This is a genomic window from Brevundimonas vancanneytii, assembly GCF_901421975.1.
GTDB lineage: Bacteria > Pseudomonadota > Alphaproteobacteria > Caulobacterales > Caulobacteraceae > Brevundimonas > Brevundimonas diminuta.
Map to the genome: position 1 here is coordinate 2,315,566 of NZ_LR588407.1, position 23,968 is coordinate 2,339,533.

Genomic DNA, 23,968 nt, shown 5'->3' on the forward strand with positions numbered 1-23,968 from the left:
TCACAGGCGGTCTCCTTGGTAGTCACCCAGCATAGTCAGACGTTTCGGAAATTTCAGATGAAATGTCGACCCCTGGCCGAGTTCTGATTCGGCGTCGATGGAGCCCCCGAGACGCCGCACGATGTTGCGCACGAAGGCCAGGCCCAGGCCCTCGCCCGGCGTGTCCTGCTTGCCCGAGCGACGGAACAGCTCGAAAATCCGCTCATGATCCTTGGGCGAGACGCCCCGGCCATTGTCGCTGATGCGATACTCGAGCCAGCCGCCGGATGTCTCCTGCCCCTGAATCTCGACCCGGATAGGGCGGTCGGGCTGCTGATACTTCACCGCATTGTCGATCAGATTGCCGAAGATCTGCTCGACCGCCAGGCGATCGCTCTCCAGCATCGGCAGACGGCCGACGACGATCTCGCCCCCCGTCTCCACGACCTGATGGTGAACCGTATCGGCGATGGTCTGGACCATGGCCGTCATGTCCAGTCGTTCGGGCGCCAGGGCGCGGCGTCCTTCGCGCGATAGGCGCAGGATGGCGTTGATCAGACGATCCATCTTGGCCGTCGAAGTGCGGATGAAGCCGACCGCCTCGGGCGCATCCTCGCGCACGCCCCGCAGAACCTCCGGATCCACGGCGCCGGGGCGAGCCGCCTCGATCTGCGTCAGTTGCTCGTCCACCTGCTTGGCGACCTGCTCCAGTTCGGAGGTGTAGCCCATGACGTTGACCAGGGGCGCACGCAGGTCGTGGCTGACGATATAGGCGAAACGCTGGATCTCTTCGTTGGCGCGGGTCAGTTCGGCGGTGCGATCGCGCACCTCGTTCTCCAGACCGGCGTTGACCCGGTCCAGTTCGAAATGCGCGGCCTCGATCTCGGCCACATAGCGTCGCACCAGCCAGACGCTGATCCCCGCCAGAACCAGGATCAGCACCCCGGCCAGAGCGTTGACGGCCACGGTCACCGCCTGGGCCCATTCCGACTGGCGGGTGCGTTCGGCCAGGCGTTTCGCTTCAATGGCGTCGATGGCGGCCAGCTCGACGCGCATGGCGTCCATCAGAGCCTTGCCCTGCCCCCCGCGAATGCGCGAAACGGCCTCGCCGATACGGCCCGTGCGGGTCAGGTTGACGGTTTCATCCATCAGGGCCAGCCGCTCCCGCGCCATCTGCTTGACCTTGACCACGCGCGCCGAGGATTCAGCGTCGCCTTCAACCAGGGCTTCCAGCCGAGCGATCACGGCCGGCAACTTGGCGACCGCGTTGTCGTGAACGCCTAGATACTCGGTCCGCGCTGTCAACATGAAGCCGCGCTGCCCCGTCTCAGCGTCGGTCAGCAGCATCAGCGTGTCCTTGGCCGCCAGGCGCACCTGCTGGCTGTGGTCCACGGTGTCGTTGTAGTTGGAGGTCCGCTGGATCATCACCAGCGTCGCCGTATTGACGGCCAGCAGCAGCAGCAGCGCCAGGGCCAGAAGGGCGATGATCGAGCGACTGAGGGTCGGGGTGCGCAGGAAGGTTCCGAAGGTGCGCAGGGCCGGCCGAATGCGTTTCATGCCGCGAACCTTATTCGCCGTCGAAGCCGTGTCCAGCCCCTACCACGCCGCGACCTAGACTGATCCCACCGTCCTGAGGCGGGCCTTGGGATGAATCTCATTTTGGCTCATCACCACCGTCTGACCGCGGAAGCGTTCGATGATGGAGCGGACGTAGGGGCGCACCTGCGGCCCGGTCAGCAAGACCGGGTTCTCGCCCGTCATGGCGGCGCGCTCGAACACCTCGCGGACGGCGCGGATGAAATCCTGAAGCTTGCTGGGCGCCATGGCCAGTTGCTTGTCCTCGCCAGGGCCGATCAGGCTCTCGGCGAAGGCCTGCTCCCATTCGGGCGACAGGGTGACGATGGGCAGGGCGCCGTCGTCGGCCTTGTGCTGCCAGCACAGCTGACGCGCCAGACGGCCGCGCACGTGCTCGACCAGGGTGGCGACGCTGGTGGTGTGCGGCGCCGCCTCTGCCAGACCTTCCAGAATGGCGGGCAGGTCGCGGATCGACACCTTCTCGCGCAGCAGGGCCTGAAGCACGCGCTGAAGCGTGGTCACGGTGACGACAGAGGGGATCAACTCCTCGACCAGCTTCTGCTCCTCGCCCTTCAGCTCCTTCAGCAGCTTCTGCACCTCAGCGTAGGAGAGCAGCTCGGCCATGTTCTCCTTGAGGATTTCGGTCAGGTGCGTCGTCAGCACCGTCGAGGGGTCGACGATAGTGTAGCCGCGGAAGGTCGCCTCTTCGCGCAGGGAATCGTCGATCCAGGTCGCGGGCAAGCCGAAGGCGGGCTCGCGCGTGTGCTCGCCCGGCAGCTCGACCTGACGGCCCGCCGGATCCATCGCCATCAGGGAGCCGAGGCGCACCTCGCCCGAACCGGCGTCCATCTCCTTGATGCGGATGGCGTAGCCCTGATTGGACAGGCGCATGTTGTCGAGGATGCGCACGCTGGGCATGACAAAGCCGTACTCCTGGGCCAGCGAGCGGCGCAGGGCGCGGATCTGATCGGTCAGGCGGCGGCCTTCCAGATCATTGATCAGGGCCAACAGGGCGTAGCCCAGCTCGATCTTCACCTCGTCGATGGTCAGGGCGGTGGAGATCGGCTCCTCCACGTCTTCCTTCGGCTTCAGGTTCACCGGCTCGGCGGGCGGCGGCTTCAGCCGGTCGCGGCCCAGCTTCCACGCCATGAAGCCCGTCCCCAGCGCCAGCGCCGCGAACGGCAGCAGCGGCATGCCCGGGATCAGGCCGATCAGTCCCGCCGTGCCCGACACCACGCCCAGCGACACCGGATTGCTGGCCAACTGGGCGACGAAGGCCTTGTCGGCCGAACCCTCGACCCCCGCCTTGGTCACGAGGAAACCCGCCGCCACCGACACGATGATGGCCGGAATCTGCGTCACCAGGCCGTCGCCGACGGTTAGCTGGACATAGGTGTTGGCCGCCTCCATGGCGGGCATGCCGTGCTGCACCACCCCGATCAGCAGGCCGCCGATGGCGTTGATGAAGGTGATGATCAGACCCGCCACCGCGTCGCCGCGCACGAATTTGGAGGCGCCGTCCATGGCCCCGAAGAAGGTCGATTCCTGCTCCAGCTCCTTGCGGCGCAGCTTGGCCTGATCCTCATTGATCAGACCCGCCGACAGGTCGGCGTCGATGGCCATCTGCTTGCCCGGCATGGAGTCCAGGGTGAAGCGGGCCGAGACCTCGGCGATGCGGGTCGCGCCCTTGGTGATGACCACGAAGTTCACCACCAGCAGGATGGCGAAGATGATCACCCCGATGATGAAGTTGCCCCCCATCATCAGCTCGCCGAAGGCCTGGATGATCTTGCCGGCGCTGTCGTGGCCTTCCTGACCGTTGCTGAGGATCAGCCGCGTCGAGGCCAGGTTCAAACCCAGACGGAACAGGGTCGAGACCAGCAGGACCGTGGGAAAGATGGCGAAGTCCAGCGGCCGCTTCATCATCACGGCCGTCATCAGGATCAGCACGCTGGACACCAGCGAGATCGCCAGCAGCAGATCCAGAAGCATCTTCGGGATCGGCAGGATCAGCAGCATGATGACGGCGATGACGCCGACCGCCATGCCGACCTCGCCGCGCATCAGCCAGCCGAGCGCGTCACGCCCCGTGGGGCGCGCCATGCCGTCCTTCATCAGGATGGGCGCGTCAGCCATGACGACGTGCGAAGCTCATGCCGCCTGATGACAGGATTCGGCGGCCCTCAGCCATGCCCCAGCGCCTTGAGCGCCTGCCGGGTCGCATCGGCGATCACCGCCTCGCGCTGGGCGTCGGTCGAATCCTTCGTGGCGTGGAAATAGACCGCGATGGCGATGGCCGCCGCATTCGGCGGCAGGATCAGGCCGATGTCGTTGACGGGGCCATAGGCGCCGGTGCCGGTCTTGTGCGCCACTGTCCAGCCCGCCGGGACGCCCGCCTTGATGCGCCCCTGCCCCGTCGGCGTATCGACCAGCCAGCGCATCAACAGGGTCTTCGACGCCGGGCTCAGCGGCGTATCGGCGGCGACCAGCAGACGCTGGATGTTCCGCACCGACTGATCGGGCGTGACGGTGTCCTTGTCGCCGTCCTGGCGATTCATCTCGGGCTCGAGGCGATCGACGCGGGTGCTGTCGTCGCCGATGCCGCGATAGAAGGCGCGCAAGGCGTCCAGTCCGCCCAATTCGCGGATCAGGATGTTGGCGGCGGGATTGTCGCTGACCTCGACCGTAGCCTGCATCAACTGCTCGATCGTCAGGGTCGAGCCGACCGCCGGTTCCGTGACCGGGGCGTGGCTGATCATGTCGGCCTGCGTCACCGGGATCGCCCGGTCCAGCCGCTCCTGCCCCGCCTGGACGCGCAGCAGGGTCGCCGCCGCCAGATACATCTTGAAGGTCGAGCAATAGACGAACCGCTCGTCGCCGCGCCAGGCGGCGCTCCGGCCCTCGGTCGCCGCCGAGACGCCCAGACGACCGCCATGGCGCGCCTCCAGCGCCGACAGGTCGAGGTTGAGCACGGCCGGTTCAGCCGCCGCAGGCTCCGTCGCACGCGCGCAAGCGCCCAGGGCGAGGGCGCCCGCGCCGATCAGCAGGGTGCGGCGGTCGGCGCGCATCCGATCAGCCCGCCGCGCCGTAGGCGGCCGCGACGCCCGACTGGGGCGCCGGGATCGGCGTGCCTGCGTCGGCGTATTCATTCAGCTTGTTGCGCAGGGTGCGGATCGAGATGCCCAGGATGGTCGCCGCATGGGTGCGGTTGCCCAGGCAGTGGCTGAGCGTGTCCAGGATCAGGGCCTTCTCCATCTCGGCCACGGTCTGGCCGACGAAGCTGCGGGTCACGGCGTCGGCGACCTGGGCGGCCTGACCGGCCACGCCGGCGTCATAGGCCGAGGCGGCGGGCGTCGAGGCCCCCTCCCCCCCGCTCAGCAGCGGGCGGCCGTCCGGCAGGCGGATGGCGTCGACGTCGATCTCGGCGCCCGCCGCCAGCAGGACAGCGCGGTGCATGGCGTTTTCCAGCTCGCGCACGTTGCCGGGCCAGCGGTGAGCGACCAGGGCGCGCTTGGCTTCAGCCCCGATGGCGCGCGGCGGCACGCCGTTGGCGGCGGCGTATTTCTTGACGAAGTGGTCCGCCAGCACGGCGATGTCGCCGGGGCGTTCGCGCAGGGACGGCAGGCGCAGGTTCACCACGTTCAGCCGGTACAGCAGGTCTTCGCGGAACGTCCCCTCGGCCACGGCCTTGGCCAGGTCGCGGTTGGAGGTGGCGATGATGCGGATGTTCACCGGCACCGGCTTGGCGCCGCCGACGCGGTCGATCACCCGCTCCTGAATGGCGCGCAACAGCTTGGCCTGGAGCCGGGCGTCCATCTCGCTGATTTCGTCCAACAGAAGCGTGCCGCCGTCGGCCTCTTCGAACTTGCCGATGCGACGGGCCACGGCGCCGGTGAAGGCGCCCTTCTCGTGACCAAACAGCTCGGATTCCAGCAGGTTGTCGGGGATGGCGGCGCAGTTGACGCTGATGAAGGTCTTGTCGGCGCGGCGCGAGTGGGTGTGCAGATAGCGCGCCATCACCTCCTTACCCACGCCGCTTTCGCCGGTGATCAGGATGGAGGCCTCCGAACGCGCCACCTGATCGGCCAGCTGGATGACGTGCTTCATCGCCGGATCGGCCGAGATCATCGGCCGTTCGTCGTCGGCCACGGCGGACAGGACGGCGGCGATCAGATCCGCCTCGGGCGGCAGGGGGATGAACTCCTTGGCCCCGGCGCGGATGGCGTCGGCCGCCTCGCGCGCGTCAGCGTCGACGCCGCAGGCCACGACCGGCACATGGATGCGCTCGGCGTCATTGGCGGCGATCAAGGCGGCGATATCGATGCGATAGTCGACCATCAGCAGGTCCGCGCCCTGTCCCCGGCGCAGTTGCTCGGTCGCCTGATCGGCGCGCTCGACGTGCTGGACCTTGGCGCCGTGCGCCATGGCCATCTTCACCGCCGTCGCCAGTTGGCCGCTTAAACGACCCACCACCAGAAGACGCATCGCCCTACTCCTTCAAAATCCTGTCCGTGACGGGGCGGCCGATCAGGCGCCCTTGTCCTCGGTCTTGATGATTTCCGTCATGGTCACGCCCAGACGGTCCTCGACGACGACGACCTCGCCGCGCGCCACCAGGCGGTTGTTGACGAAGATGTCGATCGCCTCGCCGACCTTGCGGTCCAGCTCCAGCACCGAGCCCTTGTTCAGCTTCAGCAACTGGGCCACCGACATATTGGCCTTGCCCAGCACGGCCGAGATGTTGACCGGCACGTCGAAGACGGGCGCCAGATCGACGGCGGACTTCTCGCCGCCCTCGTCAGCCAGGTTCAGGGCGGTGGACTCGCCGAATTCCTCAAGCGAAAGATCGTCGGTGGCCATCAGAAGCCCCTTCTGTCATGAGCGCCGCCTTCGAGGGGCGGCTCGGCGTGGCCGGCTTCGGCGGCCAGGGCGGCGTTGAGCGCGGCGACCACACGGGCCTCGGCTTCGGCCGGATCGAATTCAGCGCGGCCGTCGGCCCATTCCAGGGCGAAGGCGGCGGCGGGCAGGTGCGGCTCGTCGCGGAACACCACCAGTCCCGAGAAACCCGCCTGGGCGCACAGAGCCTCGATCTGGGCGCGGCCTTCGTCGTCCAGCCCCGAGGCGCGAACCAGCAGACGCGGCGTGGCGTCCATCTCCTGCCCCAGGGCCTCGATGGCGGCCTCGAGCGGACGGCGCGGAAAGCGATCGAAGGCGGCTGAACCGATGACCCGCGCGGCGGCCAACGCCAGTTCGGCGGATTCGCGACGGTGCGACTCGGCCACGCCGCGCAACAGGGTCGCGGCCTGCGCCGTCGACTGGGCCACGATCGACAAGGCGTCGGCGCGCAGGGCCTCGACCTCGGCCAGGGCTTGCTGACGGGCCTCCAGCCGGGCCTGGGCGACCAGGGCTTCGACCTCGGCGGGGGCGAAGGATCGTTTGGCCGGCTGCCAGGTCGAGGCGCGCAGCACGGCGCCGTCGGCCCCGAACTCGGTGTCGAAAGCGAAGGGGACGGCGTTGGCGGGTTGGGCGCTCATGTCAGTAGATCAACTCGTCGTCGCCGCCCTGGCCGGCCAGCATGATGTCGCCCCGCGCCGCCAGATCCTTGGCCACCTGGACCATGGCCATCTGGGCGTTGTCGACGTCCTTGAGGCGGACAGGTCCCATGGAATCCATGTCCTCGCGCATGATCTTCGAGGCGCGCTCGGACATGTTGGAGAAGAACATTTCGCGCAGGGGATCCGAGGCGCCCTTCAGCGCCAGCCCCAGCTGGTCCTTCTCGACCGCGCGCAGCAGGGTCTGCACCCCGCCCGGATCGAGGCGCGACAGATCCTCGAACACGAACATCAGGGCGCGGATACGCTCGGCCGCGTCGCGGTTGCGTTCCTCCAGCGCGCCGATGAAGCGGGCTTCGGTCTGGCGGTCGAAACTGTTGAAGATGTCGGCCATAAGCTCATGGCTGTCGCGCTTGGACGTGCGCGCCAGGTTGGACATGAACTCGCTGCGCAGGGTCTGTTCGATCTTGTCGAGAATGTCGCGCTGCACCGGCTCCATGCGCAGCATCCGCTGGACGCATTCCAGGGCGAAGTCCTCGGGCAGGGCCGTCAGCACGCGCGAGGCGTGGTCCGGCTTGATCTTCGACAGGACGACCGCGACCGTCTGCGGGTATTCGTTCTTCAGATAGTTGGCGAGCACGGCCTCGTTCACATTGCCGAGCTTGTCCCACATGGTGCGACCCGCCGGACCGCGGATCTCCTCCATCAAGGCCTCGACCCGATCGCCGGGCATGAAGGAGGCCAGCAGGCGCTGCGTCTGCTCATAGGAGCCCATCAGCGAGCCGGACCCGCCGATGCCGGACACGAACTCGACCAGCACCTCTTCGACGACGGCGGCGGTGACGGTGCCCAGCCCCGCCATGGCCTGAGAGACCTCCTTGATCTCTTCATCGTCGAGCTGTTGCCACAGGGCGGTGTGCTCTTCGCCCAGAGACAGCAGAACGACGGCCGCCTTTTCAGGCCCCGTCAGCTTCTTCGCGTCGTCAACCGCAGCACCCTTTGACACCAGCCTCGCCGCCATCAGCTTTCATGCATCCACGAGCGCAGGATCGCCGTGGATTCCTCTGGATGGCTGTCGACGAAATCGGCGACCTTCTTGATGGAGGAGGCCTTCACCTGGCCCTCGATGCGGGCGATGTCGATGCGCTGCTCCATGTCGCTGGGGCCCGCCAGCATGGGCGCGCCGCCCGGCAGGGTTCCGCCGACGATCTGGGTGTCCAGGGCGGTCACGGGAATGCCGCCGGCGCCGGCCAGGGCGGGCGCGCCGCCAGAACCCGTCGCCGCTTTCAGCAGCGGACGCAGGACGAAGAAGACCAGCACGAAGCCCGTGACAGCCAGGATCAGCAGCTCGACCCCGCGCATGATGTCGTTCTTGTCGAAGGCGAACATCGAGGAGCCTTCCTCGGCGCCCGGCGCGGCCGACGGCTCGCGGTTGAAGCGGACGTTGACGACCTCCAGCTTATCGCCGCGCGTCTCGTCGATGCCGACGGCGGCGGCGACCAGGGACTTAATCTGCTGCACTTCCTCGGCCGTGCGGGCGGCATAGGTCGGCTCGCCCTTGCCGTCGGCGGCAGGAGTGTATTTGCCGTCGACCGCGACCGAGACCGACAGCTTCTTGACCTCGCCCGGCTCCTTCACCGTCGTGGTGGTGGTGTTGGAGATTTCGTAGTTGGTCGTCTCGGTGTTTTCCGAGTTGGTCGAGCCGATCGGCGTGGTGTTCGGGGCCTGCCCGCCGGGAATGTTGTTGGTGGCGGTGACGCCGCCGTCCTGCTGACCGGTCGTGTCCTGCGACTGCGAGCCGTTGGTCGAGGTCGAGCGGACGACCTGGCCGTCCGGGTCGAACTTCTGCTCCTGCGTCGTCGAGCGGCTGTGGTCGATGTCGGCCGTGACCTGGACGCGGGCAGCGCCGGCGCCGACGACGCCCTCGACGATGTCCTTGATGCGAGCCTGCATCTGGGCCTCGGTCGAGGCCTTGGACGCCTCGGCGGTGGCCGAGGTGAAGCCCGTGTCCTCAGACCCCGCCGCCAGGGTGCGGTTGGCCTGGTCCGTCACCGTGACCTTGTCCGGCTTCAGGTTCGGCACGGACGAGGCGACGACGTTGCGGATGGCCCGCACCTGATCAGCGGTCAGGTCGCGGCCCGACAGACCCACCACCACGGCGGCGGTCGGGTCGATGGCGGCGGCCTGGAACATCTCACGACGCGGCATGGTGATGTGGACGCGGGCGGAAGAGATGCCGCGCATCGACATGATGGTGCGCGCCAGCTCGCCCTGTAGGGCGCGCTGCTCGTTCAGGTTCTGCTGGAACTCGGTCTGGCCCAGCACCGACTGGTTGTCGAAGATCTCGTAGCCGACGCTGCCCGAGGTCACGAGCCCCTTGCCCGCCAGCATCAGGCGCGCCGTGCCCACCTCGTCGCGGCTGACGAAGATGGTCGAGCCGTCGCCCTTGGACGAATATTTGATGCCGGCCTGATCCAGGGCGGCGCTGATTTCGGAGGCTTCGCGCAGGTCGAGATTGGAATAGAGCAAGGCGTCCGGCGCCTGGCCCACGCGCAGCATGACGGCGACCAGCACGGCGGCCACGCCCGCAGCCACGCCCAGGATGGCGGCCAGGCGTCCGATGCCGAACCTTTTCAAAGCTTCCGTGAAGCCGCCCACGCGCCATCGCCCCTGCACACGCGGGACGAACCGAACCCGCTAGGCAGAAACTGCCGCCTGGATGGTAAATGCGGCGTTAAGAGGCGTTAAAGAATGGGAGGCGGGGCCGCTGGCGCAGGCCCAAAAATGATAAAGGGGCGCGGACTTATGGCCCGCACCCCTCAGGCGCCCCCCGGCGCCCGCCCGCCTCTCGAGAGAGGCAGGCTAGCTGGTCAAAGGTCGATCAGACCTTCAAACTTTAGATCTTTAGGGCCGCGGCCTTCTTGTCGGCGGCGGCCTGGATGCGGGCCTCGGCGATGGCGTCGGCGATCAAATGGGTCGGCTTGTTCTCGGCGACCGAACGCTCGAGGATTTCCTCGAAGGTCTCCATCAGGCGCGACAGCTTGCCTTCGACCCACGAGGCGTCATAGGCGCCGCCGGTCTGACGGGCGTTCATTTCCGAGGCGACGTTGATGATGCCGCCGCCGTTGATGACGTAGTCCGGCGCATACAGCACGCCGCGCTTGAACAGCTCGTCGCCGATGTCGGCCGTGGCCAGCTGGTTGTTGGCGGCGCCGCAGACGGCCTTGACCTTCAGGCGGTCCAGCGTCTGCGGGTTCAGGGTCGCGCCCAGGGCGCACGGGGCGTAGATGTCGGCGGCGACGTCATAGATGGCGTCCGGGGCGACGATCTCGGCGCCGGTCTTGGCGGCGACGGCTTCCAGGTTGGCCTGGTTGACGTCGGTGATGATCAGCTTGGCGCCGGCCTTGTGCAGCTTCTCGGCCAGATAGGCGCCGACGTGGCCCACGCCCTGGATGGCGACGGTCAGGCCGGTCATGTCGTTCTGGTTGAACAGGCGACGCGCGACGACCAGGTTCGAGCGGAACACGCCTTCGGCGGTGACGGGGCTGGGATCGCCCGAGGCTTCCGGACCGTCTTTTAGGCCCAGAACGAATTCGGTGACCTTGCGGGCTTCGGCGATGTCCTCGACCGAGGTGCCGACGTCTTCGGCGGCATAGTAGTGACCGCCCAGACCGTTCAGATAGCGGCCGAAAGCATGGAACAGCTCCGGTGACTTCTGGGTGCGGCTGTCGCCGATGATGACCGACTTGCCGCCGCCCATCTCCAGATCCGCGACGGCGTTCTTGTAGCTCATGCCCTTGGACAGGCGCAGCACGTCTTCCAGCGCCTCGGCGGCGGTGGCGTAGTTCCACATGCGGGTGCCGCCGACGGCCGGACCGCGCGCGGTCGAGTGCACCGCAACAATCGCTTTCAGGCCGGTTTTCTCATCATAGAAGGCGTGGACGCCTTCATGGTTCGAGAAAGAAGGAGAATCAAACAGCGTCATGCCCATGACAGGCCTTTCCTGGGGTATTTTTTGTGCGGAAGGACATACGCGCAGCCTGACCAAACGGCAAGCATCACCATGCGGCCGCCCCAGGCTTCTAGGAAACCTGCGGAAAACGCCTCCGCTTTCCGCAGGTTCTGCGTTCAGCGCGCCTTGGGATCAGCCTGCAGGGCGGGCAGCACAGCCGGCGCGCCTGACGGCAGAGGGCGTGTTGGATCGCGCAGCCAGGATTCGACGTCGGCGAACACGGTCTCGGCCTGAAGATCGCGATTCAGGATGTGCCAGCCGTCGGCGTAATAGCCCGTCGTCAGGTTCGCCCGTTCGCCCGCCTGTTCCAGGGCGCGACGCATGGGGCGTTTGGTGATGATCTGATCATGGGCGCCGTACAGCAGCAGGGTCGGTTTCTCGACCTGTCCTAACCGCTGGGTCGCCGTCTCCATCAGATCGACCAGGCCGTAGAGGGAATCGAAGCGCGTCGACAGGATCGACAGGGGGTCGCGGCCGTTGCGGATCAGCTCCAACGTATTGTCCGAGGCGCGGATGTCGCGCACGGCGAAGGACGGCGGCTCGACCCGCTTGGCGCCCATCATGCGCGCGGCGGTCCACAGGCCCGCGCTATTGAAGGCGCTCTGGCTGGACCAGCCCCAGACGCCGGGCGCCAGCAGCACCACCCGATCGGCGTCCGGCGGCGTCTCCGAACCGAAGGCGGCGATGGTCGAGGAGCCGCCCATGCTCTCGCCAGCCACCACGATCAGGGCGTTCGGCCGCTCGGCCCGGACCAGGGCGACGATCGTGCGCAGATCCTGACTGGTCAGGCTTTCGGCCGCGAACTGGCCCCGGTTCGGCGCCAGGCCGAAGCCGCGCTGATCATAGGCCCAGGTCTCGATGCCCCGCTGCGCCCACCACGGCCCGGCGAAGCGGAAGGAGGCGTAGTGGTCGTTGAAACCGTGCAGGGCGACGATGACGGCCCAAGGCGCCTGGCCTTCCGGACTCCAGCGCAGATAGGGCAACCGCGCCCCGTCCTGCACCACAAAGGCGCCGCGTCCCAGGGTTCCCGTTTCGATGCGCGGCCCGTTGAACCCGTTGGGCGGCGTCAGCGGCGACTGGACGTGCGGCGTGGCGCAGGCGGCTAGAGCGAGAGAGAGGAACGCGGCGGCGATCACACCTCTTCCTTCTCCCCTTGAGGGAGAAGGTGGGCGCCGAAGGCGCTCGGATGAGGGGGCTGTATCAGCGGGCAGAACGGCCGATGATGAGGGCGAAGCAGGCAGCCCCCTCATCCGTCTCGCTCCGCGAGCCACCTTCTCCCTCAAGGGGAGAAGGAAAAATCGATGTGTCACGCCAGCATCTCCTTCACCCGCTGACGAAGGTAGAGCAGAACCTCGGCCTCGAACCACGGGTTTTTCTTCAGCCAGGCCGTATTGCGCCACGATGGATGCGGCAGAGGCAGTATGGCGGGGGCGTAGTCGCGCCAGGCGTGGACCGTCTCGGTCATGTTGGCCTTGGCCGCCGCGCCTAGAGCCCAGGCCTGGGCGTAGCCGCCGACCAGCAGAGTCAGTTCGACCTTCGGCAGTTCGGCCAGCAGGCGCGGCCGCCACAGCTCGGCGCAGCGGCGCGGCGGCGGATAGTCGCCGCCCTTGGGATCGGTGCCGGGGAAGCAGAAGGCCTGCGCCGCCACGCCGAGACGCGGATCGCCGTAGAAGGTCGCTTCATCCACCCCCATCCAATCGCGAAGGCGAACGCCGGACGGGTCGGTGAAGGGCAGACCGCTTTCATGCACTCGCCGCCCCGGCGCCTGGCCGCAGATCAGCAGGCGCGTCTCAGGCGCGACCATGACCACCGGTCGCGGCGTGTGGGGCAGCTGGCCCAGACACGCCCGGCAGGCGCGGATCTCGGCCAGGAGCGCGTCCAGGCCGTTGTCCGGTTCAGTCGAAGTCGTCATCCGAAGCTTCGACCGGCGGCAGGGCCGCCAGGGCTGCGGCCGTCTCGGCCTCGGTCGGCAGGCGCAGGCGGATCACGCCGCGGAAGTTGTTGGGATCGACCGCCTTGCCCTTCTTGGTGATGGTCAGCTTGCCCTGACGCATCAGGCCCAGCGCCGTCGCCTTCACCTTGGGCAGCATCCGTTGCCACTGCTCGGGCTGCAGCTCCTTGGCCACGTCGGCCGGTTCAATGCTCTTGCCGCCGACGTTCTTGGGGTCGGCCTTGGCCAGTTTTTCGAAAATGGCCGCTTCGATTGGATCGCTCATAGGGGCTATATGCTGCACCGCGAGATCGGAAAGAAGGCAAAACCGACATGGCCGAGATAATCACCGTCACCGAGGGCGAGTTCGCCGGTTGGCAGACCTATGACCTGCGCGACACCTTCGACGTGGTGGTGGGGCCCTTCTACGGCAAGCCCGATCCCGACGGGCACATGCGCTGCGCCTTCCGCGCCGAGCAGAAGCACATGAACGCCGGCGGCCGGATGCACGGCGGCTGTCTGATGACCTTCGCCGACATCGCCATGTTCCAGATCGCCTATCAGGAGATGGAGGGCGCCTCGGGCGTGACGGTGCAACTCGACTCCACCTTCATCGACGGCGCCTATGTGGGCGAACTGATCGAGGCGACCGGCCAGGTGACCAAGGCAGGCAAGAGCCTGATCTTCGTGCGCGGCCAGATCACCACCGGCGAACGGCTGCTGATGACCTTCTCGGGCGTGATCCGAAAGTTCACGCCGCGCGGTTGAACCGTACGCCCAGCGCCAGGGCCATGGCGACGGCGGCCGCCGGCCACAGGGCGGTCAGCCCCAGACGGCCGTAGACGACCGCGCCCATCAGCGCGCCTCCGGCCAGCCCCGCCCACAACGCCATATAGGGCCGAAACGCCCAGGGGTCGCCGCCGCGCACGGCCGCGGCCAGGGCGTGGCCGGTCTTGACCAGGGTTCCGGTCATATAGGTCAGGCTGACCCCGACCTCGCCGTCACGCAGGAAGACCGAGTTCTCCACCGCCATGGCCAGGACCATCAGGCCGATCGCCAGGGGCGCGATCCCCGCCCCCGCCGCCACGGCGGCCCCGGCCAGCAGCGCCGCCTCGACCGCCAGCACCCGGCTGCGCGAGCGCGCCCCCTCGCCGCCCGCGACCAAGGCCCCGAGCATGGCGCCCAGCACGAACAGCAGCAGAACACCCGCCACCGCGCCCGCCGCCAGCCACCGTCCCTCGGCCAGGTTGACGGCCAGGCGGGTGGTGTTGCCGCTCATGAAGGAGACGAACACCCCGCCCAGATGCAGAAAGCCCAGGCTGTCGACGTAGCCCGCCAGCCCCGCCAGCATCAGAGCCAGCCCGCGATCCGGCGCCGTCAGAGTCCGCAAGGCAGGCTCACATCCCCGCCGCCGCCGCCGGACGGGCGCGGCACGTCTCCAGCCAGCGGGCCAGGTGGGTCAGCTCCTCGGGCGGGCGGTATTTGACCAGGCGGGCGAAATCCAGACCCACGGCCCCTACAATGTCGGCGATGGTGAAGCGGTCGGCGGCGATGAACTCATGCTCCGCCAGATGCCGATCCAGCGTCTTCATGAAGCGCTCGGCGCCCAGGCGGTTGTATTCGGCGACCTGCGGCTGGGGCGCCTCCAGCGCGGCCAGGGCCGGGTGGGTGAAGCGCACGTTCAGCATCATCGGATTGGCCAGGTACATCTCGCACCGGCGCATCCACATCTCGATGATCGCCTGCTCCTTCGGATCGCGGCCGAACAGGTTCGGCTCGGGATGCAGGGCCTCCAGATAGCGGCAGATGGCGATGGATTCCGTCAGGCAGGTTCCGTCGTCCAGCTCCAGCGCAGGAACGTGCGGCACGCCGAACTTGGCGCGATAGGCCGGGGTGCGATGCTCGCCCGCCAGAAGCTCGATCTCGACCCGCTCGACGTCGGTCACGCCCTTTTCCGCCATGACCCAGCGGACGCGGCGCGGATTGGGCGCGCGGCGGCTTTCATAGAGCTTCATCAGAGGGTTCCCCTTCGGCTGCCCTCGGAACGCTACTAGGCGAAGACGGCGGCGGGCAAGGCCCCGACGATGCAGGCCGTCATCAGCGTGGCCAGGAAGCCCGCCAGCAGCGCCTTCCACACCATACCCAGCACCTCCTCGCGGCGTTCGGGCATCAGCACCGACAAGCCGGTGACGGTGATGCCGACCGAGCCGATGTTGGCGAAGCCGCACAGGGCGTAGGTCATCAGCATCCGCGTGCGCTCGCTCATCTCGGCGACGGGCACCTTGCCCAGCTCGATGAAGGCGACGAACTCGGTCAGGGTCAGCTTGACCCCCAGCAGCCAGCCCGCCTTCTGGGCGTCGGCCCATTCCACACCGGTCAGCCAGGCCACGGGAGCGAACAGCACGCCCAGGATGCGCTCGATCGTCAGCGGCTCTCCGGCGATGACGAAGCCGCCCAGGATGACGTTGGCCAGCGCCACCAGGGCCACGAAGACGATCAGCACGGCCGAGATGTTCAGCACCACCATCAGGCCGTCGGACGTGCCCTTCACGATGGCGTCGACGGCGCTGTCGTACTTCAGCGCCGAGTTGTAGTCGGCGACCGCCCCGCCCTCGCCCGGCTTTTCCGGAATGATGACGCGGGCCAGCAGGATGCCCGCGGGCGCCGAGACGATGGAAGCCACCAGGACGTGGCCCGCCGCATTGGTCAGCACAGGCGACAGAATGGTCGCATAGGCCACCATGGTCGAACCGGCGACCGTGGCCAGACCGACCACCATCATCAGGAAGACCTCGGAGCGGCTCAGCTTGTCCAGATAGGCGCGGATGACGATCGGGCTTTCGATCATGCCCAGGAAGACGTTGGCCGCCACCGCCAGGGCCGAGGCGCCGCCCAGCCCCATGGTCCGCTGGAACAGGAAGCCGAAGCCGAGCGTGATCCACTTCAGGATCTTCCAGTGCCACAGCAGGGCCGACAGGGCCGAGATCACTAGGATCAGCGGCAGCACATTGAAGGCGAAGGTGAACAGGGCGCCTTCATTGGCGACGGCGTAGGGCTGATCCCCGCCCGCCAGATAGCCGAAGACGAAGCGCGTCCCCTCTGCGGTCGCCAGCTCCAGCCCCTTCACCGCATTGTTGATGCCGTCCAGCACCACCTGCGAGCCGGGAATGGCGAAGGTCGCCAGCACCAGCGCCGCCTGCACCAGCACCGCCCCGATCGCCAGCCGCCACGGAAAGGCGCGGCGGTTCTCGGAAATCGCCCAGCAGACGGCGACGATGACGACCAGGCCGAACAGGCTCTGGAGGTTCAGGAGGCTGAACATGGAAAGGCGGCTCCGCGACCGGCGCTATGGGAGCCGGCTTCTTCAGTGCGCATCAACGACAGCAGAACGCCGCTGGCAAGGGGGACGACGAAACTCGTCGATGGAAGCCGCCTAGAGTTGGCCGCGCACCAGCTTGCCGTAGTCGTCCATCAAGCTCAGCGACAGCGCGCCCGGCGTGAAGCGATAATCGCCGACCTGGCCCACCGGCGTCACCTCGGCGGCCGAGCCGGTGAGGAAGCATTCGGAGAAATCGCCCAGCTCTTCCGGCAGGATGTCGCGGACAATGACCTCGATCCCGCGCGCCTGCGCCATTTCGATGACGGTCTGGCGGGTGATGCCGTTCAGGATGTGATCGACGCGCGGCGTGTGCAGGGCGCCGTTCCGGACGAAGAAGACGTTGGCGCCGGTCGCCTCGGCCACATAGCCGCGCCAGTCCAGCATCAGGGCGTCGGCGAAGCCGCGCTTCTCAGCCGCCGTCTTGGACATGGTGCAGATCATGTAGAGGCCGGCCGCCTTGGCCGTCGACGGCGCTGTGGCCGGGTCGGGACGGCGCCACTTGGCCCACTCCAGAGCGATGCCCTTCTTCTTGACCTCGGGGTCGAAATAGCTGGGCCACTCCCAGGCGGCGATGGCCAGATGGACCTTGCTGTTCTTGGCGGTGACGCTGAGCTGTTCCGGTCCCAGATAGGCGACGGGGCGGATATAGCAGTCGATCAGGCCGTTGCGCGCGCAGGTTTCCTTGCAGGCGGCGTCGATCTCGGCCACGCTATAGGGAATCTCGAAGTCGAGCAGCTCGGCGGAGCGCTTCAGGCGTTCGCTGTGCGCGGTCAGCTTGAAGATTTCACCGCCATACATACGCTCACCCTCGAACACCGACGAGCCGTAGTGAAGGCCATGGGTCAGAACGTGCGTTTTCGCCTCCCGCCAGGGGACGAATTCTCCGTCAAACCAGATCCATCCGTCACGATCGTCGAAAGGAACGAAGGCCATTGAAGAACATCTCCCGCGCAAGATATTTATTTAGACGCCCGTCGCACGCCCGCGTCAACGGCGCCTCGCGAGGAGATTCGCAGTGAGCATGATCGAGCCTCGCGCCAACGGCCGGTCCGGCCCCATCGCGCCCGCCGGCAGCGGACGGCACATCCTGGTCGTCGACGACGACGACCGCATCCGCGAACTGCTCAAGGAATTCCTGAGCCGCGAGGGCTATCGCGTCACCGGCGCCGCCCACGCGGGCGCGGCGCGGCGCATGGTCGAACTGATTGAGTTCGATCTGATCGTTCTGGACGTGATGATGCCGGGCGAAAGCGGCTTCGACCTGACCACCTGGATTCGCAGCCAGGCGGCCCTGTCCAAGACGCCGGTGCTGCTGCTGACCGCCAAGGGCGACCCGGACGACCGGATCGAGGGCCTGTCGCGCGGCGCCGACGACTATATGTCCAAGCCCTTCGACCCGCGCGAGCTGTCGCTGCGGATCGAGGCCATCCTGCGCCGCACCGGCGGCAAGCTGATGACGCCCAAGGAGATCCGCATGGGCCCCGCCGTCTTCGACATGGAGCGGCTGGAGCTGACGCGCGACGGCGAACTGCAACGCCTGACCGAGGCCGAGGCGCAACTGCTCAAGACCCTGGCCATTCACGCCCATTCGCCGGTCGAGCGCATGACCCTGTCGCCCGACACGGCCGACGTGACCGGCCGCGCCGTGGACGTCCAGGTGACGCGCCTGCGCCGCAAGCTGGAGGCGGACCCCAAGAATCCGCGCTACCTCCAGACGGTGCGCGGCGTCGGCTATATGCTGGCGCCGGACTGACGACAGGACCGGAACGCTCCTCATGCGGCTGATGCCGTTCAACGTCTGGACGCGGTGGATCAAGCGTCGGCTGCCGACCTCCCTGTGGGGTCGGTCGCTGCTGATCATCGTCCTGCCGGTGCTGATCATGCAGGCGGCGGTGACATGGGCCTTCTTCGACGCCCACTGGCAGGCGGTGACGGCGCGCCTGTCCGAGGGTCTGGCCGGCGACGTGGCCTGGGCGGCCGAAAGCTATCGCGACGATCCCTCGCCCCAGAACCTGGCCCTGATCTCCGAGCGCGCCGAACGGTCGATGCAGCTGTCCATCGCCTTCCAACCCTCCGCCTCCCTGCCCGACGAAGAACGGCGCGGCGCCCTGGGCCTGGTCGACCGGACGCTGGAGAAGGCCCTGGCCTCGCGGCTGGACCAGCCCTTCTGGTTCGACACCACCCGCTACCCCGCCTATGTCGACATCCGGGTGCAGGAGGCCGACGGCGTGCTGCGCGTCATCGCCCCGCGTGAACGGGCCGTGGCGACCCAGGCCCACATCTTCGTCCTGTGGCTGATGATCGCCACCATCCTTTTGCTGGGCGTGGCGGTGCTGTTCATTCGCAACCAGGTGCGCGCCATCGAGCGCCTGGCCTCCGCCGCCGAAGCTTTCGGCCGGGGCGAAAGCGTGCCGCGCTTCAAACCGCACGGCGCGCGCGAGGTGCGGGCCGCCGCCACAGCCTTCCTGGACATGCGTTCGCGCATCCAGCGCCACATCGACCAGCGCACGGCCCTGCTGGCCTCGGTCAGCCATGACCTGCGCACGCCCCTGACCCGCCTGCGTCTCGAACTGGCCCTGGCCCCGCCGTTCAAGCGCGCCGAGGCGATGAAGGGCGACCTGGACGAGATGGAGCACATGATCGACGAATACCTCGCCTTCGCGCGCGGCGAGGCGGGCGAGGCGATGCAGACGATCTCCGTGCCCGAAATGCTGCGTCGCGCCGCCGAGGACGCCCGCCGCTCGGGCGCCGTGGCCGAAGTCGAGGCCCCCGACGATCTCAATATGCTGGCCCGCCCCCTGGCCTTCCGTCGGGCGATCAACAACCTGGTCGGCAACGCCGCCTCGCACGGCGAGAAGGTGCGGCTGTCAGCCCGCCCCCTGCCCTCCGGCGGGCTGGAGATCCTGGTCGAGGACGACGGCCCCGGCATTCCCGACGACATGCACGAAGAAGCCTTCCGCCCCTTCTCGCGGCTGGACGCCTCGCGCAATCAGAACCGCAAGGGGGTGGGTCTGGGCCTGGCCGTGGCGCGGGACGTGGCGCGCGGCCACGGCGGCGACATCATCCTGGGCCGCAGCGACCTGGGCGGGCTGAAGGCGTCCATCCGACTGCCGGCGGATCGTCGCGCCGCCTAGATCTTTGCTTCGCGCCCCTAGCGGAACCGTAAAATCGTCGCCATCTTGTCCTGTGTTCCAGGGGGGCCTGGAATCAGGAGCCCGTACTATGCGTCGTATTGCTTTTCTTGCGCCGCTCGCCGCCGCCCTCGCCGTTTCCGGCGCCGCTGCGGCCCAACCCTCGGCCGTCGTCGTGACGGTCAGCCCCGACTTCGCCCAAACCGCCCGAGAATTGGGCGAACGCGACGTCCAGCAACAGGTAAGCGACCTGACCCGCACCGTCGAGCGCGTGCTGACGGATCGTCACGCCTTGGACGGCGCTCGCGTCGAGCTGGTCATCACCGACCTGAAGCCCAACCGCCCGACGATGCAGCAACTGTCAGACAAGCCGGGTCTGGATTCCATGCGCAGCCTGTCGATCGGCGGTGCGGCGGTGGAAGGGTCCGTGACCATGGCCTCGGGCGAGGTCCAGCCGGTCAAGTTCGACTACTACACCCCGACCCTGGCCGATGCGCGCGGTTCGACGACCTGGACCGACGCCCAGCGCGCCTATGACCGCCTGGCCCGCAACCTGGCCGAGGGTCGTTTCGTCCGGCGCTGAATCGCCTGACGATCAGCCGCTGAGCTCAGTAGACTTGGCGACCGCCGCCTTCACGGCGCTTTCGACAGAACGGTCGAGGGCGCCGTTTTCATTGAGAGCGACCAGACCGGCCTGGGTCACCCCGCCGGGCGAGGCCACGCGGTCGATCAGAGCGTTCAGAGCCTCGTCGCCCTCCACGCCCGCCGCAGCCGAACGCAGGGTAGCGCGCGCCAGTCGCGCGGCCGCCTCGGGCGACAGACCTTCGGCCTCCCCGGCCTCGGCCAGGGCGCGGGTGAAGGCGAAGAAATAGGCCGGTCCGCAGCCGGACACCGCCGTCACCGCGTGCATCAGGGTCTCGTCGTCCAGCAGAACCGTCTCGGCGATCGGCTCGAACAGTTCGCGCCCGACCTTCAGGGCCTCAGCCTCCGCCGCCCACAACGTCGCCACGCCGCGCGCCTGGGCCACGCCGGTCGTCGGCATGACGCGCACGACCGGGCGGCCGTCATAGCCGTCAGAGATCGTCTCGCCGCGCACCCCGGCCATGACCGAAACGATCACGGCGTCCGGCGCCAGATGCGGCAGGACGGCCTGCGCGGCCTCCAGCCATTTGGCGGGCTTCACGCCGATGACGAAGGCGCGGGCGTTCGCCAGTTCCTCCAGCGGAGGATTGATCCGCGCGCCCCTGGCCCGCGCCGCCTCGGCGACCGGCTTTTCAGACGGCGTCAGGATGATCAGATCGGCCGGGTCGACGGCGCCCGTCGCCAGCCAGCCTTCCAGAATGGCCGAGCCCAGGCGTCCGACGCCCTGAAGCACGACCGGACGTCCAGAACCGCTCATCAGGCGTTGCCCACGGTCTCGAACAGGCAGGCGTCGATCGCCTCCTTCGGCTTCTTGGAGCCGCGCACCATGAAGTCGAAGGCGGGATAGTAACGGTCCGCCGCCTCGACCGCCGCGTCGATCATGGACGCGGCCTGGGCCAGGGTCGGCCGTTCGGTGTGCGGCAGGGCCAGGGCGTGGCGGAAGACGATCTCGCCCTCGTCCGGCCAGATCTCGAAATGGCCCAGCCAGGTGCGCTGGTTGATCATGGAGACCAGTTCATAGGCCGCCGCGCGCCGCGTCTTGGCCACCCGCAGGTCCAGCGCCAGGCACAGCTGAAGGCAGTCGCCCTCGGGCCGCCAGGCGAACCACAGCTCATAGTCCTTCCAGTCGCCGGCCAGGGCGAAGGCCAGATCGCCCTCGTCCGTGCGGTCGAACGGCAGGTTCTCCGCCGTCAGGACGTGTTCGACCACATCCAGCGGATCAAAGGGCAGGTCGACCTCTTCGGGTCTCACAGCATCCATCAGGCGTTCAACTTCTTCAGCAGCGACAGCGACTCAAGTGAGCGCTTTCGAGGACGGTAGGCGTGTTCGCAGATTCGGCTCAACCGGCTGAATCGGGGTCGAAGCCGCGTCTGTGGACGATCCCTTGGCGGCCTTCTTCGGGGCGGGGCCGCAGCCTCAGCGCGCGATCTCGGCGCGCAGGGCGGCGATCTCGTCCTTCAGCACATCGAACTCGTCGCGACGGACCAGATCCATTTCAGCGACGAAGCGGTCGGCCTGGGCGCGCCAGGCGGCCTTGGCCTCTTCACCCGCGGCCTGGGCCAGGCCCATGGCGCCGGTGGTCAGCTTGGCGAACTCATCAAGGAGGGGATTGCGCGTCTGCATGGCGGCCTCTTGAGAACTCTCGGACCATCGGCCCGAACGTGGTTAACGGTGCATTGATTTGGGTAAACCAAATCTTACCTGCCTGCGGCCTATAGACTGCTTCGCGGGAAAAGCGCGCGACGAATGCAGTCCCGCTTGCTAGACGATGGACAACTTCTGAAGGCGCAGACGGAGGCCCCGTGCCCTTTCCCGAATTCGACCCTGTCCTGATCCACCTCGGCCCCCTGCCCATCCGCTGGTACGCCCTGGCCTATGTCGCCGGCATCGTCCTGGGCTGGTGGTACGCCTCGCGTCTGGCCAAGACCGAGCGGCTGTGGGCGCCGGGCAAGTCGCCGGTGAATGGCCCGCAGTTGGACGACCTGGTGCTGTGGATCACGCTGGGCGTCATCCTCGGCGGTCGTTTCGGCTACGCCCTCTTCTACAAGCCGGAGATGTTCGCTCAGTTGTTCACCGGCGACAGCTGGGGCGAGCGGCTGGAGCTGCTGCAGCTGTGGACCGGCGGGATGAGCTTCCACGGCGGCTTCCTGGGCGTCGTCATCGCCATCACCCTCTACGCCAATCGCCAGAAGGTAAACCCGCTCAGCCTGGGCGACCTGATCGCCCCAGTCGCGCCGCTGGGCCTGTTCTTCGGCCGCATCGCCAACTTCATCAACGGCGAGCTGTGGGGGCGCGAAACGACGGTTCCCTGGGCCATCCGCTTCTGCAACGAACGCATCCAGCAGATGTACGGTTTCTGCCCCGCCGGCAACGAACCGCGCCACCCCAGCCAGCTGTATGAGGCGGGGCTGGAGGGCCTGTTGCTGTTCGTCATCCTGTCGCTGGCGATCTGGAAGTGGCGGATGCTGAAGCGTCCCGGCTTCGTCACCGGCCTGTTCCTGCTGGGCTACGGCGTCTGCCGCGCCGCGCTGGAGAACGTGCGTCAGCCCGACGCCGGGCTGGAGAACCTGCCGCTGGGCCTGACCATGGGCATGATCCTGTCGATCCCGATGATGCTGGTCGGCGCCTGGCTGATCTGGCGGGCGCTGAAGAAGCCGGCCGTCACGGAGGCGTAAGACCATCATGGCGGAGACGCTCAAGGACCGCCTGGTCCGCGAGATCGTGCTGACCGGGCCGATGACGGTGGCGGACTACGTCACCCGATGCCTGCACGACCCCAAGGGCGGCTATTACGCCACTCGCCCCGCGCTGGGGGAACGGGGCGACTTCATCACCGCCCCCATGGTCAGCCAGATGTTCGGCGAACTGATCGGCCTGTGGGCGGTCGAGACCTGGACCCGTCTGGGCGCGCCCGAGCGGGTGCGGCTGGTCGAGGTCGGGCCGGGCGACGGCACGCTGATGTCCGACGTGCTGCGCGCGGCGCGGCTGGTCCCCGGCTTCCTGCAGGCGGTCGACCTGATCCTGATCGAGCCCAGCGCACCGCTGCGCGCCGAGCAGGCGCGGCGGCTGGCCGACGCCGACGTGCATCCGCGCTGGCTCAGCGCCCTGCACAAGATCGAGACGGACGCCCCGGTCATCCTGATCGCCAATGAGGTGCTGGACTGCCTGCCCGCGCGCCAGTTCATCAAGACCGAAGGCGGCTGGGCCGAGCGCCGCATCGGCGTCACCGACGCTGATGAACTGACCTTCGGCCTGACCGCCATCGCCGACGGCTTCGAGGCGCCGGGCTTTGACGTCGAGCCGGGACAGATCATCGAGATTTCGGAACAGCAGGCCGCCTTCGGCCGCGATCTGGCCAGCCTGATCCGCGCCGCATCCGGCGCCGCCCTGCTGATCGACTACGGCCGCAGCAAGCCCGAGGCGGGCGACACGCTTCAGGCCCTGCGGCGGCACCAGAAGGTTGATCCCCTGTCGACGCCGGGCGAGGCCGACCTGACGCAGTGGGCCGACTTCCCCCTGGTGCTGGAGGCCGCCGTGCGCGGCGGCGCCGACGTCACCGGCTGCATCAGCCAGGGCGCCTTCCTGAAGGCGCTGGGGATCGAAGCTCGCGCCCAGCGGTTGATGCAGGGACGCCCCGAAGCCGCCCCGGTCATCCAGCGCCAGTTGGACCGCCTGACCGCGCCGGATCAGATGGGCGAGCTGTTCAAGGCGACGGCGATCTTCTCGCCCCGTTCACTGGCCCTGCCGGGCTTCTGACGCGGCCCGCCC

The 23,968-nt window shown here is 67.8% G+C and carries 25 protein-coding genes; 6 read left to right on the plus strand and 19 right to left on the minus strand.

Features of this window, described 5'->3' with window-relative positions:
• From FGL25_RS11510 to FGL25_RS11565, 12 genes are all read right to left on the minus strand, one after another.
• Positions 1-1,536 (minus strand): sensor histidine kinase, encoded by a 1,536-nt coding sequence (locus FGL25_RS11510; protein ID WP_138141744.1) that lies wholly within the window; start codon positions 1,534-1,536, stop codon positions 1-3.
• Positions 1,537-1,590: 54 nt separating this feature from the next.
• A complete protein-coding gene (gene flhA / locus FGL25_RS11515) occupies positions 1,591-3,690 on the minus strand; it encodes a flagellar biosynthesis protein FlhA (RefSeq protein WP_128719674.1) in 2,100 nt (699 codons plus the stop codon).
• A 47-nt stretch (positions 3,691-3,737) separates the two neighbouring features.
• On the minus strand, positions 3,738-4,622 hold the full coding sequence (gene bla / locus FGL25_RS11520) for a class A beta-lactamase (protein ID WP_138141745.1): 885 nt from the start codon (positions 4,620-4,622) through the stop codon (positions 3,738-3,740).
• Between the two features lie 4 nt (positions 4,623-4,626).
• Positions 4,627-6,039: a sigma-54-dependent transcriptional regulator FlbD gene (gene flbD, locus FGL25_RS11525; protein WP_138141746.1), complete on the minus strand. Its 1,413-nt coding sequence runs from the start codon at positions 6,037-6,039 to the stop codon at positions 4,627-4,629.
• Positions 6,040-6,081: 42 nt separating this feature from the next.
• On the minus strand, positions 6,082-6,414 hold the full coding sequence (gene fliN, locus FGL25_RS11530; RefSeq protein WP_003163531.1) for a flagellar motor switch protein FliN: 333 nt from the start codon (positions 6,412-6,414) through the stop codon (positions 6,082-6,084).
• Complete coding sequence (locus tag FGL25_RS11535; protein WP_003163532.1) at positions 6,414-7,088, minus strand: hypothetical protein; 675 nt, start codon at positions 7,086-7,088, stop codon at positions 6,414-6,416. Before FGL25_RS11535 ends, fliN begins: the two co-directional genes overlap by 1 nt.
• 1 nt (position 7,089) lies before the next feature.
• Complete coding sequence (gene fliG / locus FGL25_RS11540; RefSeq protein WP_003163534.1) at positions 7,090-8,127, minus strand: flagellar motor switch protein FliG; 1,038 nt, start codon at positions 8,125-8,127, stop codon at positions 7,090-7,092.
• The gene (gene fliF, locus FGL25_RS11545) at positions 8,127-9,764 is read right to left on the minus strand and encodes a flagellar basal-body MS-ring/collar protein FliF (RefSeq protein ID WP_138141747.1); all 1,638 of its coding nucleotides are present in this window, start codon (positions 9,762-9,764) and stop codon (positions 8,127-8,129) included. The genes fliG and fliF overlap by 1 nt, the downstream gene beginning before the upstream one ends.
• 238 nt (positions 9,765-10,002) lie before the next feature.
• Entirely contained in the window at positions 10,003-11,091 is a 1,089-nt protein-coding gene (locus FGL25_RS11550) for a Glu/Leu/Phe/Val family dehydrogenase (protein ID WP_138141748.1), read from the minus strand.
• 143 nt (positions 11,092-11,234) lie between these two features.
• Positions 11,235-12,254 carry an alpha/beta fold hydrolase gene (locus FGL25_RS11555; protein ID WP_167493340.1) on the minus strand — a complete coding sequence of 340 codons (1,020 nt, stop codon included), beginning with the start codon at positions 12,252-12,254 and terminating at the stop codon, positions 11,235-11,237.
• Positions 12,255-12,424: 170 nt separating this feature from the next.
• The gene (locus FGL25_RS11560) at positions 12,425-13,030 is read right to left on the minus strand and encodes a uracil-DNA glycosylase family protein (RefSeq protein WP_138141749.1); all 606 of its coding nucleotides are present in this window, start codon (positions 13,028-13,030) and stop codon (positions 12,425-12,427) included.
• Positions 13,014-13,334 carry a DUF3253 domain-containing protein gene (locus FGL25_RS11565; RefSeq protein ID WP_003163539.1) on the minus strand — a complete coding sequence of 107 codons (321 nt, stop codon included), beginning with the start codon at positions 13,332-13,334 and terminating at the stop codon, positions 13,014-13,016. The genes FGL25_RS11560 and FGL25_RS11565 overlap by 17 nt, the downstream gene beginning before the upstream one ends.
• Before the next feature lie 47 nt (positions 13,335-13,381).
• Between FGL25_RS11565 and FGL25_RS11570 the strand changes: the two genes are divergently transcribed.
• Positions 13,382-13,816, plus strand: a complete 435-nt coding sequence (locus tag FGL25_RS11570; protein WP_003163540.1) for a PaaI family thioesterase — start codon at positions 13,382-13,384, stop codon at positions 13,814-13,816.
• Here the strand turns inward: FGL25_RS11570 and FGL25_RS11575 are convergent.
• The 4 genes from FGL25_RS11575 to FGL25_RS11590 all read right to left on the minus strand — a co-directional run bounded on the left by FGL25_RS11575 (position 13,800) and on the right by FGL25_RS11590 (position 17,360).
• Entirely contained in the window at positions 13,800-14,438 is a 639-nt protein-coding gene (locus FGL25_RS11575) for a YoaK family protein (protein WP_197733841.1), read from the minus strand. The genes FGL25_RS11570 and FGL25_RS11575 overlap by 17 nt on opposite strands.
• Before the next feature lie 7 nt (positions 14,439-14,445).
• Positions 14,446-15,063, minus strand: coding sequence for a glutathione S-transferase family protein (locus tag FGL25_RS11580; protein ID WP_003163543.1), 618 nt, complete (start codon positions 15,061-15,063; stop codon positions 14,446-14,448).
• Positions 15,064-15,098: 35 nt separating this feature from the next.
• Complete coding sequence (locus FGL25_RS11585; protein WP_003163544.1) at positions 15,099-16,370, minus strand: NupC/NupG family nucleoside CNT transporter; 1,272 nt, start codon at positions 16,368-16,370, stop codon at positions 15,099-15,101.
• 111 nt (positions 16,371-16,481) lie between these two features.
• Positions 16,482-17,360, minus strand: coding sequence for a branched-chain amino acid aminotransferase (locus FGL25_RS11590; protein WP_138141750.1), 879 nt, complete (start codon positions 17,358-17,360; stop codon positions 16,482-16,484).
• 88 nt (positions 17,361-17,448) lie between these two features.
• Here FGL25_RS11590 and FGL25_RS11595 point away from each other — a divergent pair, with 88 nt between their 5' ends.
• The 3 genes from FGL25_RS11595 to FGL25_RS11605 all read left to right on the plus strand — a co-directional run bounded on the left by FGL25_RS11595 (position 17,449) and on the right by FGL25_RS11605 (position 20,141).
• Positions 17,449-18,180 (plus strand): response regulator, encoded by a 732-nt coding sequence (locus FGL25_RS11595; protein ID WP_003163547.1) that lies wholly within the window; start codon positions 17,449-17,451, stop codon positions 18,178-18,180.
• A gap of 22 nt (positions 18,181-18,202) precedes the next feature.
• On the plus strand, positions 18,203-19,561 hold the full coding sequence (locus FGL25_RS11600) for an ATP-binding protein (protein WP_003163548.1): 1,359 nt from the start codon (positions 18,203-18,205) through the stop codon (positions 19,559-19,561).
• An 88-nt stretch (positions 19,562-19,649) separates the two neighbouring features.
• Entirely contained in the window at positions 19,650-20,141 is a 492-nt protein-coding gene (locus FGL25_RS11605; RefSeq protein WP_003163549.1) for a hypothetical protein, read from the plus strand.
• Positions 20,142-20,153: 12 nt separating this feature from the next.
• On the opposite strand, the gene FGL25_RS11610 is transcribed toward FGL25_RS11605, so the two are convergent.
• From FGL25_RS11610 to FGL25_RS16885, 3 genes are all read right to left on the minus strand, one after another.
• On the minus strand, positions 20,154-20,957 hold the full coding sequence (locus tag FGL25_RS11610) for a pyrroline-5-carboxylate reductase family protein (protein ID WP_138141751.1): 804 nt from the start codon (positions 20,955-20,957) through the stop codon (positions 20,154-20,156).
• Positions 20,957-21,460: a YbjN domain-containing protein gene (locus FGL25_RS11615; RefSeq protein ID WP_004370784.1), complete on the minus strand. Its 504-nt coding sequence runs from the start codon at positions 21,458-21,460 to the stop codon at positions 20,957-20,959. Before FGL25_RS11615 ends, FGL25_RS11610 begins: the two co-directional genes overlap by 1 nt.
• Before the next feature lie 156 nt (positions 21,461-21,616).
• Positions 21,617-21,823 carry an accessory factor UbiK family protein gene (locus FGL25_RS16885; protein ID WP_167493341.1) on the minus strand — a complete coding sequence of 69 codons (207 nt, stop codon included), beginning with the start codon at positions 21,821-21,823 and terminating at the stop codon, positions 21,617-21,619.
• A gap of 179 nt (positions 21,824-22,002) precedes the next feature.
• Here FGL25_RS16885 and lgt point away from each other — a divergent pair, with 179 nt between their 5' ends.
• Together lgt and FGL25_RS11630 are read left to right on the plus strand one after the other, a co-directional pair.
• The gene (lgt, locus tag FGL25_RS11625) at positions 22,003-22,875 is read left to right on the plus strand and encodes a prolipoprotein diacylglyceryl transferase (RefSeq protein WP_138141752.1); all 873 of its coding nucleotides are present in this window, start codon (positions 22,003-22,005) and stop codon (positions 22,873-22,875) included.
• Between the two features lie 7 nt (positions 22,876-22,882).
• Complete coding sequence (locus FGL25_RS11630) at positions 22,883-23,956, plus strand: class I SAM-dependent methyltransferase (protein ID WP_138141753.1); 1,074 nt, start codon at positions 22,883-22,885, stop codon at positions 23,954-23,956.
• Positions 23,957-23,968 lie beyond the last annotated feature (12 nt).

Bases quoted from the DNA above. Each gene is read 5' to 3' on its own strand.
- FGL25_RS11510 (WP_138141744.1), bottom strand. From the start codon at position 1,536: ATGAAACGCATTCGGCCGGCCCTGCGCACCTTCGGAACCTTCCTGCGC.
- FGL25_RS11595 (WP_003163547.1), top strand. From the start codon at position 17,449: ATGATCGAGCCTCGCGCCAACGGCCGGTCCGGCCCCATCGCGCCCGCC.
- FGL25_RS11590 (WP_138141750.1), bottom strand. From the start codon at position 17,360: ATGGCCTTCGTTCCTTTCGACGATCGTGACGGATGGATCTGGTTTGAC.
- FGL25_RS11630 (WP_138141753.1), top strand. From the start codon at position 22,883: ATGGCGGAGACGCTCAAGGACCGCCTGGTCCGCGAGATCGTGCTGACC.
- FGL25_RS11615 (WP_004370784.1), bottom strand. From the start codon at position 21,460: ATGGATGCTGTGAGACCCGAAGAGGTCGACCTGCCCTTTGATCCGCTG.
- FGL25_RS11535 (WP_003163532.1), bottom strand. From the start codon at position 7,088: ATGAGCGCCCAACCCGCCAACGCCGTCCCCTTCGCTTTCGACACCGAG.
- fliG (WP_003163534.1), bottom strand. From the start codon at position 8,127: ATGGCGGCGAGGCTGGTGTCAAAGGGTGCTGCGGTTGACGACGCGAAG.
- flbD (WP_138141746.1), bottom strand. From the start codon at position 6,039: ATGCGTCTTCTGGTGGTGGGTCGTTTAAGCGGCCAACTGGCGACGGCG.
- FGL25_RS11605 (WP_003163549.1), top strand. From the start codon at position 19,650: ATGCGTCGTATTGCTTTTCTTGCGCCGCTCGCCGCCGCCCTCGCCGTT.
- FGL25_RS11585 (WP_003163544.1), bottom strand. From the start codon at position 16,370: ATGTTCAGCCTCCTGAACCTCCAGAGCCTGTTCGGCCTGGTCGTCATC.
- FGL25_RS11550 (WP_138141748.1), bottom strand. From the start codon at position 11,091: ATGACGCTGTTTGATTCTCCTTCTTTCTCGAACCATGAAGGCGTCCAC.
- bla (WP_138141745.1), bottom strand. From the start codon at position 4,622: ATGCGCGCCGACCGCCGCACCCTGCTGATCGGCGCGGGCGCCCTCGCC.
- FGL25_RS16885 (WP_167493341.1), bottom strand. From the start codon at position 21,823: ATGCAGACGCGCAATCCCCTCCTTGATGAGTTCGCCAAGCTGACCACC.
- FGL25_RS11560 (WP_138141749.1), bottom strand. From the start codon at position 13,030: ATGACGACTTCGACTGAACCGGACAACGGCCTGGACGCGCTCCTGGCC.
- flhA (WP_128719674.1), bottom strand. From the start codon at position 3,690: ATGGCTGACGCGCCCATCCTGATGAAGGACGGCATGGCGCGCCCCACG.
- FGL25_RS11565 (WP_003163539.1), bottom strand. From the start codon at position 13,334: ATGAGCGATCCAATCGAAGCGGCCATTTTCGAAAAACTGGCCAAGGCC.
- FGL25_RS11600 (WP_003163548.1), top strand. From the start codon at position 18,203: ATGCGGCTGATGCCGTTCAACGTCTGGACGCGGTGGATCAAGCGTCGG.
- FGL25_RS11610 (WP_138141751.1), bottom strand. From the start codon at position 20,957: ATGAGCGGTTCTGGACGTCCGGTCGTGCTTCAGGGCGTCGGACGCCTG.
- FGL25_RS11580 (WP_003163543.1), bottom strand. From the start codon at position 15,063: ATGAAGCTCTATGAAAGCCGCCGCGCGCCCAATCCGCGCCGCGTCCGC.
- fliN (WP_003163531.1), bottom strand. From the start codon at position 6,414: ATGGCCACCGACGATCTTTCGCTTGAGGAATTCGGCGAGTCCACCGCC.
- FGL25_RS11570 (WP_003163540.1), top strand. From the start codon at position 13,382: ATGGCCGAGATAATCACCGTCACCGAGGGCGAGTTCGCCGGTTGGCAG.